This is a genomic window from Intestinimonas butyriciproducens (assembly GCF_004154955.1).
GTDB classification, from domain to species: domain Bacteria; phylum Bacillota; class Clostridia; order Oscillospirales; family Oscillospiraceae; genus Intestinimonas; species Intestinimonas butyriciproducens.
In genome coordinates this window covers 337,986-349,975 of sequence record NZ_CP011524.1, presented here as the reverse complement: position 1 = coordinate 349,975, position 11,990 = coordinate 337,986, and the positions used below count along the sequence as shown (strand labels likewise).

The window sequence follows — 11,990 nt, the reverse complement described above, 5'->3', positions numbered from 1 at the left end:
ATTTCGGAGGTAGACAGCATATGAGCGCATCCCCCTTTTTCAACGAGGATCACGAGAGCATCCGCGAGATGGCCCGTGACTTTGCCGACAGGACTCTCTCCCCCATCGCCGCCGAGGTGGACAGGACCGACGCCTTTCCCCTGGACGTGGTGAAGCAGATGGCCGAGTTGGGCTTTCTGGGCCTGAAAATCCCCGAGGCATACGGCGGCCTGGGCCTGGATATGCGCAGCTACGTCTGCGCCATGGAGGAACTGGCCCGGAAGTCGGTCACCGCCACCCTCTTTCTCTCCTCGGCCAACTCCCTGGCCACCGCCCCCATCGTCCTCTCCGGCACCGAGGCCCAGAAGCAGGCGTACCTGCCCGGGGTGGCCGCCGGGGAGCGATTCATCGCCTTCGGCCTCACCGAGCCCAACGCCGGCAGCGACGCGGCCAGCCTGACCACCCGGGCCGAACGGGACGGGGACAGCTATCTCCTCAACGGCCGCAAATGCTTCATCACCTTCGCCCCCATGGCCAGTCAGGCCATTCTCTACGCCAAGACCAGCCCCGACAAGGGGGCCAAGGGCATCACCGCCTTCGTGGTGGATATGTCCCTGCCCGGCGTCTCCTGCGGCAAGCACGAGGAGAAGATGGGGCAGCGGGGCGTCCCGGTGAGCGACATCGTGCTGGAGGACGTGCGCGTGGGCGCCGACTGTGTCATCGGCGAGGTGGACATGGGCTTTCTCAACGCCATGAAGACCCTGTCCGTGGGCCGCGTCGGCGTGGCCGCCATGTCCCTGGGCATCGCCCAGGAGGCCGTTGACCTAGCGGTGTCCCACACCAAGAACCGGGTCCAGTTCGGCCGCCCCCTGTGCAAAAACCAGGCCGTCGCCTTTATGCTGGCCGATATGGAGACCCGGCTCAACGCCGCCCGCGGCCTGGTATATCACGCCGCCTGGCTCATGGACAACGGGCGGCCGGCGGACAAGGCCGCCTCCATGGCCAAGTACTTTGCCGCCGAGGCCGCCGTCTCCATTGTCAACCAGTCCCTTCAGCTCCACGGCGGCTACGGCTACTCCCGCGAGTATGAGATTGAACGGCTCTACCGGGATGTCCGCATCGCCTCTATCTATGAGGGCTCCTCGCAGGTCCAGCAGATGGTCATCTCCGGCGCCATGCTCAAATAGCGCGTATGCCGGGAAACATGGGCCGTACATTTTGTCTCCAGAAACGAAAACGTACCGGCGCGGCAGATGCCGCGCCGGTACGTTTTTTCCTTCTTCTATCCTTGCTCCGTCCCATCCGCCGGGGGGAGCGCTTTTAATCCCGCCGCGGGCCGGTCAGGCCGCCATGGCCTCCTGCTCGCCCTGGACCTCCTTCAGACGTTCCCGCTTCATGATCGGATACCACTCCGTAAACGCGAGGAACAGGGACACGCCGAGGCAGATCGGCGACATCACGATACAGTTCACAAACTCTTTCTTGGCCTCCAGATACGCTTTGCTGTGCATGAAATGCTCCTCTCCGCCGCGGTCGATTTTGACGGGTCGCTCCGTCGGTCTGCGGCTCTTTTCTGAAATTATAGCACCTCCGTCCGCTAATTTTCCGGAAAGCTTTTCTCTCCGCCCGGCCGCCCCGTATTTCTCTTTTGGGCAGACTGTGCTATACTGGAGCGGCGGAGCTCTCCCCACTCTTTCCTTCGGGCGGTGATACCATGTGAAGTCTTTGATCCGTTCTTCCGTGTGCAGGAACACGGCCATTCTGCTCTCCATCCTGTCGCTGTGTATCGTGGTCTGCTATGCCCTTTCCCATCTGCACGACGACAACAACCCCTTTGCGGTCCCCATCTTCATCCTGGGCGTCGCCGCCATCTCCCGCTTCTCGGACGGGTACGTCTGCGGCATCGCCGCCTCGGTGATCGGCGTGGTATGTGTCAACTATATGTTCACCTATCCCTTCTGGGTCTTTGATATGACCCTGTCCGGCTATCCCCTCACCTTCACCGTTATGCTGCTGGTCTCGGTCATCATCAGCACCCTCACCACACAGGTCAAGCACCAGCAACGGCTGATGTACGAGGTCAAGAGCGAGAGTATGCGCGCCAATCTGCTCCGGGCCGTCTCCCATGACATCCGCACCCCCCTCTCCTCCATTCTGGGCGCCACCTCCACGCTGTTGGAGTCCCAGGACCTGGATGAGACCGCCCGCCGGGACCTGCTCCTGGAGGTCCACAAGGATGCCCAGTGGCTGGTGCGCGTGACGGAGAACATCCTCTCCGTCACCAAGTTCAGTGCGGACGGGGTCAAGCTCAAGTTGACGGAAGAGGTGGTGGAGGAGATCGTGGGCAGCGCCATCACCAAATTCCGCAAGACCGGAGGCAGTATCTCCATCCAGGTCCATAAGCCCCAGGACATCCTTCTGGTCCCCATGGAGGCCACCCTGATCGAACAGGTGCTGCTGAACCTGCTGGAAAACGTGGTGTTTCACGGGAAATGCGCCACCCGAATCGATATCGACATCGCCGAGGAGCCCTCCCGGGTCTGCTTCCACGTGTCGGACAACGGCGCGGGGATCGCCGAGGGCGTCCTGCCCCATCTGTTTGACGGGAGCTATGCGGCGCAGGACGGCACGGCCAGGGACGACAGCCGGAACATGGGCATCGGGCTGTCGGTCTGCCAGTCCATCGTGGCCGCCCACGGCGGCGGGATGTCGGCGCGGAACAACCCCTCCGGCGGCGCGACCCTATCCTTTTGGCTCCCAAAAAGAGGAGGCACAGAACCATCATGAATGTCAGAGACAAGGTCCTCATCGTGGAGGACGACGAGGGCATCCGGAAATTTCTCTCCACCACCCTCATTGCCAACGGCTACAGCGTGATCCTGGCCGACGACGGCAAAAGCGCCCTGGAGCTGGTGTCCTCCCACTGTCCGGTGTGCATCCTGCTGGATCTGGGACTTCCGGACATAGACGGCAATGAGATCATCCGGTCCATCCGGTCATGGACCTCCATCCCCATCCTCGTCATTTCAGCCCGGACCACGGAGGACGACAAGGCCGGCGCCCTGGATCTGGGCGCCGACGACTACCTCACCAAGCCCTTCAGCACCGTGGAACTGCTGGCCCGTATCCGCACCGCACTCCGCCACGCCAGGACCCCCGCCGGGAACGACGAGCTCTCCCTCACCGGCAGCTACCATGTGGGGGAGCTGACCGTGGACATGCGTAAGCACCGTGTGTTCCTGGCGGGCCGGGACGTGGGCCTCACCCCCAACGAATTTCGGATCGTGTCCCTGCTGGCGGCCCACGCCGGTCAGGTCCTCACCTATAAATACATCCTGCGGGAGCTGTGGGGACCAGCAGCCAGCTCGGACAACAAGATCCTGCGGGTCCATATGGCGAATATCCGCCGCAAGCTGGAGCCCAATCCCGACGAGCCCATCTATCTCTTCACAGAGGTGGGCGTGGGCTATCGGATGGCGGACAGCGAGGACTTCCCGCCCGACTCCCACATATAAATATAGAAACACCGGGCGCACCGTAAAGAGCGGTGTGCCCGGTGCTTTTTCTTCCCTTGCGGTCATGCCGCGGCCCGTTCAGCCCCGTGCCGCCGGCGGGCCAGCGCGCCCGCCGCCGCCAGCAGCGGCAGGCAGAGCCATGCGCTCCGGACCCCCAGTCTCAGGTGCGCCGGATAGGACAGCGTCACCCCCAGGTGGAACGAGCACAGCGTCAACCCGAAAAATTTGGCCTGCTCCAGTTCCTCCCGCCGCTTGGTGATGCAATACCTTGTCACCCCTTGGGTGGTCTGCCTGTAATTGTTGGTGGAGAAGATGGTGGAGCTGACATATTTCCCGCACCCCTTGAAGGCACACCACTGCAGCGCCATGACAAAGAAAATGGGGTAGAGGCCCAGCACAGGATCCATCTCCGCGGGCAGGACACCCAGCAGCATAGATACAGCCGCAGTGCAGGCAATGCTGAAGCGCTGCAGGTCCCGGCCCAGGTACTCCGGCACCAGGATCGACAGGGCGATGGCGCAGGCGTAGAGGGCAGCCGCGCCGAGGCGGATCAGCACCTCCCGCAGGTCCCCCCAACAGCTTCAGCGTCATGCTCAGCAGGTTGGCCGTCTGGGCCGAGCCCAGGATATCACAGCGGTTGAGGATGGCGTAGCCGCCGAAAAAGTCCCCGATCACCGCCATCAAATTGTGCAGATACCGCTCCCGTCGCTGCTCTGCGCCCATGTCATATCCCCCCATGGCCTATGATTTTATCACACTACCTCATAAAACAACTCCCAATTTCCTTATGTGTTCCCGAAGTATTGGTGGGATTTTTTAGTGAATATTCATTCATTAGGGACATAAAAAGAGGCTCCATCCTTATCGGGTGGAACCGCTTGCGCTTTTATACCCATTGACATGGCATCAATCAGTTGTCGTGAAATCCGAATGGTCATAGAATAGATGAATGAGCTCATCACCGGAGCCGTTGTATGCACCGTCGGCCGTTTCGTGCAAAGGCTGTACTGTCAAATGAATCAGCCAGCCGTCTAAATTCGATGCTCCGGCTTGGTTATAGGTGAGAACCCGGTCGAAGTCATTCGGTACACCATAGTCTACCTGTTCTATAGAATAACCGTCAGCATCTGGCGAGAGTTGACGCACTTCTCCCTGCGGAATATATTTTAGCGCCTCTAAATAGTCTTGAAGTTTGAAAATACGCTCCTGCTTAACCCACTCTGTACGCTCTGTAATAAAATACTTATTATCATCATGGAACATTCTTAATTGTGCGCTATAGGTTTTTTCCCTTTCGGTATAGAAAAATCGGATTGCACCGTCGTTTGCCCAGTCAAAATCAGATGTAAACATTAAGTCAAAATTGTCCACATTAGCACACAACAAAGAACCATCTTCCAAATTTTCAGCATCAGCTATTTTACGAATGATTTCTTCCGTATTCAAATTGGAAACATTATCACCGTTTATCGGAAATTCCCGATCGACTCCGGAAGTGGTCAGAAAGTATGCCCCTGCGAGAACGATTGCCGCAGCCATAAGCAATGCTGTCAATTTTCTCATGTAAGTTACCTCCTCTGTCGTTATATGATCGCTTATGTAGATTCCAAAATTTTCCAGGCCACGTCCGTTCAGCGTTTTATATTATCTTGATCTTGCTGTTTTTGTCAAGGTCATCAGTGAAATCGCCGGAGATCATTTCATCAGCACAAAAATTTATACTTTTTCTTATCAAAGTGCTTTGAGATTAGATTGCAAGGAAAAGAGGCCACCGTTCTGTCAATCTCTCATTGATTTGGTTGCTTATTTTGATTGCATTGTATATTTATGCGCGATTTCTGCCGGGAACACATAAGTGAATTGGGACTAAAACAAAATACCTTTTCCCCCTAATCTTTTTGTTTTTCCCCATAATTTGCCCCTACGGCGTCCAGTTGAGCCCGGAAGGCCGCCGCCGCCCAGTCCGGAGCCAGGAGCTCCACCCGATCCCCCAGGCCGAAGAGCCAGCCGAAGAACTGGGGGGACACCACCGCGTCCACCGTGACGGTAAAGTGGTTCCTGCCGTCTGGCACCAGGACACTCTCCTGTCCAAACCGGTCCAGCACCACCCCCACCAGGCCGTTCTCGCACCGCAGGCGCACCCGCCCTTCCCGGCCGCTGAACATGCCGAAATGCTTGGCGGCATAGGCCGCCACGTCCAGCGCCCCGGGGCCTCCACCCTCCTTGCCGGTCCGGTCCGTGATCTCCAGCCCGGCCATCTTGTCCACCCGGTAGTGGCGCACCCCGCCCTTCTCCTCGTCATAGCCCACCAGGTAGTAGTTCTCGTCGTCCCAGATGAGGCCATGGGGAAACACGGCGTACCAGGCCCCCTCCCGGCGGAATACCTTCTCTTTGCGGACATTGTACTCAAAATAGCGGAAGCGCACCCCTCTGCCCTCCGCCAGGGCGGCGTGAAGGGTGTCGATGGAATAGTATACGCTCTCGTTCATGGTCTTGACCCGCCGGTCCACATAGACCTGCCGCTGAAGCTGCCTGGCCTGCCACACACTGGTGAGCCCCTCCAGCTTGCCGATGAGCTGGTCGCTCTTGCGCCGGGTGATGAATTTGCACGACTGCACCGCGTCCACCAGCAGCTTGAGCTCCGGGAGCTGAAAGGGCCGCTCTCCGATGAACCACCCGGGGGCCCGCCCCTTCCGGCTCTGTACGTCCAGCCCAAACCCCCGCAGGGCCTCCAGGTCGTCATAGACGCTTTTGCGCTCCGCCGTCACGCCTTCGGCCTCCAGAGCCGTAATGAGCTCCGGCACCGTCATGGTGTGGTCCTCGTCCGTCCGCTCCAGCAGCACCCGGGCCAGGATCAGGGTTTTGCGCTTCTGCCCCGCACCCTTCGCCATGTGCCTCTCCTCCCTCCGCCCGCCGTCCGGCGCGCTTTTTTCCAGTATATCACATTGCCGCCAGCGGGAGAAAGCCCCCTTTTCATCGCCGGCGCCGGAGGGACTGGCCGTGAAATGTCCCCTTCGACGGCGTCCGCTCTTTCGATTTGCAGTTTTTTTATCTTCAAGTTGCAAACAGAAGCGCCGTTTTTCTCTTTCCCGCCACCGGACGCCCGCCCTCCGCCATGTTTTTTCTTTACAATAGAGTAGATACATGGTACAATTTATCTAGTTGAAGTTTCCCTTTTTCTTGAAGCGGACGAAACGTGAAACTTGATTTCTTTAAAATTTCATTTCAGGGGGCATTCTCATGGTCATTCAGGATATTCAGACAGGCCGCATCTCCCTTCCCCTCCGCCACCCCTTCAAGACCGCTCTACGCACGGTAGACGCCGTGGAGGACGTGGTGGTCCGGGTGATCGCCGACACCGGCGAGACGGGGTACGGCGAGGCGCCTCCCACCGCCGTTATCACCGGGGACACGCTGGGCTCCATCGAGTGCGCGGTCCGGGACTTCATCCGCCCCGCCCTTCTGGGGATGGAGATCGAAAATTTGGACGGCATTATGAAAAAACTTCACGGCTGCATCCTCAAAAACACCTCGGCCAAGGCGGCGGTGGATATGGCGGTATACGATCTCTACGGAAAGCGTCTGGGCGCGCCGGTCTATCAGCTTCTGGGCGGCGCCCGGAAGCGGGTGGAGACCGACCTCACCATCTCGGTCAATCCCATCGAGGAGATGGTGGCCGACGCGCTGGAGGCCGTGGACCGGGGCTACCGCATCCTGAAGATCAAGGTAGGCAAGGAGGGCAGGGCCGACGTGGAGCGCATCGCCGCCATCCGCAGCGCCGTGGGTCCCGACATTCTCCTCCGGGTGGACGCCAATCAGGGCTGGAACGCCCGACAGTCGGTGTCCATCATCTCCGCCATGGAGGACAAGGGGCTGGACATTGAGCTGGTAGAGCAGCCGGTGAAGGCCCACGACATCGAGGGTATGAAGTACATCACCCGGCGGGTGCAGACCCCCATCCTGGCCGACGAGTCGGTCTTTTCCCCCGCCGACGCGGTGGAGATCATCCGCCAGCGCGCTGCGGACCTCATCAACATCAAGCTCATGAAGACCGGCGGCATTCACGAGGCGCTGAAGATCTGCGACGTGGCGGAAATCTACGGTGTGGAGTGCATGATCGGCTGCATGCTGGAGTCCCGCCTCTCCGTGGCCGCCGCCGCCCATCTGGCCGCCGGCCGGAGCGTCATCACCCGGGCCGATCTGGACGGCCCCTCCCTCTGCTCCGTGGACCCCTATGAGGGGGGCCCTGTGTTTGACGAGGCGGCCATCTCCATGACCGGCGACCCCGGAATCGGCGTGGGGAACCTCCCCTGCGCCCAGTGGAGCTGAGCCTCAACGTCCCTTTCCCGGAAAGCGGCATGCCGCTTTCCGCTCCCGGCGCCGCCGCCGGGGGCCTCTCTCCCGCGTGCAATGGGGCACGAAACCCCTGAAATATCGAAATGGAAAGAAGGAACACGCATGAAGAGAAGAAATCGCATCCTCGCCCTCTCGCTGACCCTGGCCATGGGCCTGGGCCTGCTCTCCGGCTGTGGCGGAGGCAGCGGCAACGCCACGCCCGCCCCCACCGGCGGCGGCGCGGCCCCCGAGAGCGCCGTCTACCGCAAGCTCTACGGCTCCGAGGTCTCCACCATGAACTACCTCACCACCAACACCATTCTGGAGCAGACCGTGGGCGCCAACGTCATCGACTGTCTGGTGGAGTACGACCAGTACGGCGCGCTCCAACCCTCCCTGGCCGAGAGCTGGACCACCAATGACGACGCCACCGTCTATACCTTCAAGATCCGCCAGGGCGTGAAGTGGGTGGATTCCTCCGGCGCCGAGCAGGGGGAGCTCACCGCCAACGACTTCGTCACCGCCGCCGCCTACGTGCTGGACGCCGCTCACCAAAGCGGCACCGCCGCCTCCTATTTCGGCGTGGTGAAGAACGCGGAGGCCTATTTCAATTATACCTCCTACCTCATCACCAGCGAGAACGGCGCTAAGACCACCGACGCCGAGGGCAACGCCATCGAACCGGTGGACCCCATCACCTTTGAAGAGGTGGGCGTGAAGGCCCTGGACGACTATACCCTGGAGTACACGCTGGAACAGCCGGTGCCCTATTTCCTCTCGGGCCTGACCTACGTGTGCTTCATGCCCGTGTACGGCCCCTTCCTGGAGGAGAAGGGCGACAGCTTCGGCGCAGCCACCGGGCCGGACACCCTGCTCTACTGCGGGGCCTATATCCTCTCCGACTTCGCCCCCCAGCAGACCCACGTCTACACCAAAAACGCGTCCTACTGGGACAAGGACAAGGTGTACATCGACCAGATCGTGGAGACCTATAACTCCCAGTACAACACCGTGGGCCCCCAGATGGTCAAGACCGGGGAGATCGATCAGGCCGACATCGGCTCCGACATCCTGGACTCCTGGCTCCTGGACCCCAACACCGCCGACCTGGTGAGCAAGTACCGCGCCAAGGTGGACTACTCCTATTTCTACTGCTTCAACTTCAATCCCACCTTTGACGCCGAGTACGAGCCGGAGAACTGGCGTCTCGCCGTCAACAACGAAAACTTCCGCCAGTCCCTGATGGCGGGCCTGGACCGGGTGCGGGAGCTCTCCGTCCTGGACCCCAACGACCCCCAGAGCCTGGCCATCAACTCCGTCACCCCGCCGGGCTTCACCAATGCCGACGGCAAGGAGTACACCCAGTTCGGCGACCTGGCCGCCATCATGGCCCGGGACAGCTTTGACGAGACCAAGGCCCTGGAGTACCGCGACGCCGCCCGGGCCGAGCTGGAGGCCGCCGGCTGCACCTTCCCCGTGAAGGTCCTGGTGCGCTATAACCCCGCCACCGTGGACTGGGACAAGGAGTGCGCCGTGGTGGAGCAGCAGATGGAGGGCCTGCTGGGCAGCGACTACATCGACATCATCACCGTGGCCGGCCCCGAGTCCAACTTCCTCACCGAGGTCCGCCGCTCCGGCGACTACGCCTTCATGAAGTGCGGCTGGGGCGCCGACTACGCCGACCCCCAGACCTGGACCGACCCCTTCTACGGCGACTATAAATACGCCTTCCTGACCGAGGCCATGGAGGCCGGGGACCCCGTGGCCGACACTGTGGCGGAATACCGCACCCTGGTGGAGGCCGCCATCGCCGAGACCTCCGACATGGCCCGCCGTTATGAGCTCTTCGCCGCCGCCGAGGCCTACCTCATCGACCACGCCCTTGCCATCCCCTTCTCCACCAGCCAGACCTCCTATCAGGTGGTGCGCCTGAACGTGTTCGAGACCCAGTACGCCCCCTTCGGCGTGTCGGGCCTGCGCTATAAGGGCCAGCACCTCCAGAGCGACTATGTGAGCATGGAGCAGTTCGAGGCCAATCTGGCCGCCTGGGAGGCCGCCCGCTGAGCCTTCCCCGCAGCTCCACCGCACCCTTCGGCGGCAACCTCCCGGCTGTGCCGGGAGGTTGCCGGCCGTTTCCAAGGGGCCCGGCGGACCGGACCTTTTGGAAACGGCCGGGAAGAAACAACAGGAAGGATCTTGCGTATGCTGAAGTATCTGGCCAAACGGATCGGTCGGTCCCTCATCACCCTGTTTTTCATCATCTCCCTGGTATTCTGCCTCATGCGGCAGATGCCGGTGGAGGGCTATTTCACCAACTATGATAAGCTCACCGCCGCCCAGGTCCAGGCCGGTATCGCCCAATTGGGCCTGGACAAGCCCCTGCCCGTCCAGCTCGCCCGGTTCTACCGGGACGCCCTGCGGGGCGACTTGGGGGTGTCCCACATCTACCGCACCAATGTGCCGGTGACCACCATTCTGGCCGAAAAGATCCCCGTCTCCCTGAAGCTGGGGATCGCCGCCATGCTGCTGGCCATGGCTGTGGGCATCCCCATGGGTATCCTCATGGCCCGGTCCAACCGTACCAGGCATAAGCTGGGCGACAAGCTGGGCACCGGCTTCATCGTCTTTATCCAGGCGGTGCCTGCGGCGGTGTACTACCTCTTTCTCCAGCTTCTGGGCAGCGACCTCTTCCACCTGCCCATGCTGGTCACCGGGTCTGCCACCTGGACGGCCTGGATCCTGCCCGTGGTCTCCCTTTCTCTCCCCAACATCGCCTACTACGGCATGTGGCTACGGCGGTATATGGTGGATGAGACCACCAAGGACTATGTGCGCCTGGCCACCGCCAAGGGCGTGAAGAGCAGCACCATCATGCGCCGCCATATCTTCCGAAATGCCTTTGTTCCCATGGTGCAGTACATCCCCACCTCCTTCCTCAACACGGTGGTGGGCTCCATCTACATCGAGTCCCTCTACTCCATCCCAGGCATGGGCGGGCTGCTGGTGGACGTCATCAAGCGCCAGGACAACACCATGGTCCAGGGCATCGTCCTCCTCTACGCCACCGTGGGCATCATCGGCCTCATTCTGGGGGATCTTCTCATGACGGTGGCCGACCCCCGCATCAAGCTGAGCAAAAAGGAGGGCGCGCGCTGATGTCCAGCTATCGTTCCCACAAGGAAAAGACGCTCCTGGAGCAGGTGGAGCGGGCCCTCACCCCGGAGGAGGAGAGCGCCCTCTTCACTCCCGCCGGGTACGACTTCCGGGAGGCCGAGAAGGGCGGCTACTCCAACTACTCCTATTGGCAGAGCACCTTCCGGGCCTTCTTCAAAAACCGGGTGGCGGTCTTTCTCCTCCTGGTCATGGCCGCCCTGCTCCTCTTCACCGTGGTGCAGCCCTACCTGCCCGGCCAGCGGGACCCCAACCTCATCTATGACAACCCCCTCAACGGCCTGCCCCTGCGCAACCAGCAGCCCAACAGCGATTTCTGGTTCGGCACCAACTCCATCGGCCAGGACCTGTGGGCCCGCATCTGGTCGGGCACCCGCACCAGCCTGTTCATCGGCTTTGTGGTGGCCGGGGTGGAGGCCCTTCTGGGCATTCTGGCGGGGATGCTGTGGGGCTATGTCCGCAGGGTGGAGTTTCTCTTCACCGAGCTCTACAACATCCTGGATAACCTCCCCCAGACCCTGGTGTTGGTCCTCTTTTCCCTCATTCTCAAGCCCAGTATCCAGACCATGGTGCTGGCCATGTGCATGACGGGCTGGATCCAGATGGCCCGCTTTGTCCGCAACCAGATCGTCATCCTCCGGGACAGGGACTACAATCTGGCCTCCCGGTGCCTGGGCACCTCCACCTGGCGCATCCTCTTCAAAAACCTGCTGCCCTATCTGGTCAGCGTCATCATGCTGCGGGTGGCTCTGGCCATCCCCGCCGCCATCGGCAACGAGGTCTTTATCACCTACATCGGCCTGGGCCTCCCCCTGGAGATCCCCTCCCTGGGCAACCTCCTCAACGAGGGCCGGCTCCTCATGACCGCGCCGCCCCTGCGGTATCAGCTCATCTTCCCCACCGTGGTGCTGGCCGTCATCACCATCTCCTTTTATATCATCGGCAACGCCTTCGCCGACGCCGCCGACCCCAAAAATCACGTGTAAGGAG

At 61.1% G+C, this 11,990-nt stretch carries 11 protein-coding genes; 7 read left to right on the top strand and 4 right to left on the bottom strand.

The window, feature by feature from the left end; all coding sequences use genetic code 11:
* The first annotated feature begins 20 nt into the window (after window positions 1–20).
* Window positions 21–1,166, top strand: coding sequence for an acyl-CoA dehydrogenase family protein (locus SRB521_RS01680; RefSeq protein ID WP_075705169.1), 1,146 nt, complete (start codon window positions 21–23; stop codon window positions 1,164–1,166).
* A 153-nt stretch (window positions 1,167–1,319) separates the two neighbouring features.
* Here the strand turns inward: SRB521_RS01680 and SRB521_RS15915 are convergent, their stop codons facing one another.
* Window positions 1,320–1,490 (bottom strand): hypothetical protein, encoded by a 171-nt coding sequence (locus SRB521_RS15915; protein WP_156113824.1) that lies wholly within the window; start codon window positions 1,488–1,490, stop codon window positions 1,320–1,322.
* A gap of 205 nt (window positions 1,491–1,695) precedes the next feature.
* Between SRB521_RS15915 and SRB521_RS01675 the strand changes: the two genes are divergently transcribed.
* Entirely contained in the window at window positions 1,696–2,766 is a 1,071-nt protein-coding gene (locus SRB521_RS01675; protein ID WP_081960001.1) for a sensor histidine kinase, read from the top strand.
* Window positions 2,763–3,494 (top strand): response regulator, encoded by a 732-nt coding sequence (locus tag SRB521_RS01670; protein ID WP_033119342.1) that lies wholly within the window; start codon window positions 2,763–2,765, stop codon window positions 3,492–3,494. The genes SRB521_RS01675 and SRB521_RS01670 overlap by 4 nt, the downstream gene beginning before the upstream one ends.
* Window positions 3,495–3,556: 62 nt before the next feature.
* Here SRB521_RS01670 and SRB521_RS01665 read toward each other — a convergent pair whose 3' ends face one another.
* The 3 genes from SRB521_RS01665 to SRB521_RS01655 form a co-directional block, all read right to left on the bottom strand.
* On the bottom strand, window positions 3,557–4,051 hold the full coding sequence (locus tag SRB521_RS01665; RefSeq protein ID WP_165366521.1) for a DUF1275 family protein: 495 nt from the start codon (window positions 4,049–4,051) through the stop codon (window positions 3,557–3,559).
* Window positions 4,052–4,400: 349 nt separating this feature from the next.
* Window positions 4,401–5,057 carry a hypothetical protein gene (locus SRB521_RS01660; RefSeq protein WP_075705167.1) on the bottom strand — a complete coding sequence of 219 codons (657 nt, stop codon included), beginning with the start codon at window positions 5,055–5,057 and terminating at the stop codon, window positions 4,401–4,403.
* Window positions 5,058–5,383: 326 nt separating this feature from the next.
* Window positions 5,384–6,385 (bottom strand): helix-turn-helix transcriptional regulator, encoded by a 1,002-nt coding sequence (locus SRB521_RS01655; RefSeq protein WP_075705166.1) that lies wholly within the window; start codon window positions 6,383–6,385, stop codon window positions 5,384–5,386.
* 349 nt (window positions 6,386–6,734) lie between these two features.
* Here SRB521_RS01655 and SRB521_RS01650 point away from each other — a divergent pair, with 349 nt between their 5' ends.
* The 4 genes from SRB521_RS01650 (at window position 6,735) to SRB521_RS01635 (ending at window position 11,986) form a co-directional block, all read left to right on the top strand.
* On the top strand, window positions 6,735–7,823 hold the full coding sequence (locus SRB521_RS01650) for a dipeptide epimerase (RefSeq protein ID WP_075705165.1): 1,089 nt from the start codon (window positions 6,735–6,737) through the stop codon (window positions 7,821–7,823).
* A 129-nt stretch (window positions 7,824–7,952) separates the two neighbouring features.
* Complete coding sequence (locus SRB521_RS01645) at window positions 7,953–9,893, top strand: peptide ABC transporter substrate-binding protein (protein ID WP_116721508.1); 1,941 nt, start codon at window positions 7,953–7,955, stop codon at window positions 9,891–9,893.
* Window positions 9,894–10,031: 138 nt separating this feature from the next.
* Window positions 10,032–10,985: an ABC transporter permease gene (locus SRB521_RS01640; protein ID WP_058116949.1), complete on the top strand. Its 954-nt coding sequence runs from the start codon at window positions 10,032–10,034 to the stop codon at window positions 10,983–10,985.
* Complete coding sequence (locus tag SRB521_RS01635) at window positions 10,985–11,986, top strand: ABC transporter permease (protein ID WP_116721509.1); 1,002 nt, start codon at window positions 10,985–10,987, stop codon at window positions 11,984–11,986. Before SRB521_RS01640 ends, SRB521_RS01635 begins: the two co-directional genes overlap by 1 nt.
* Window positions 11,987–11,990: the final 4 nt, after the last annotated feature.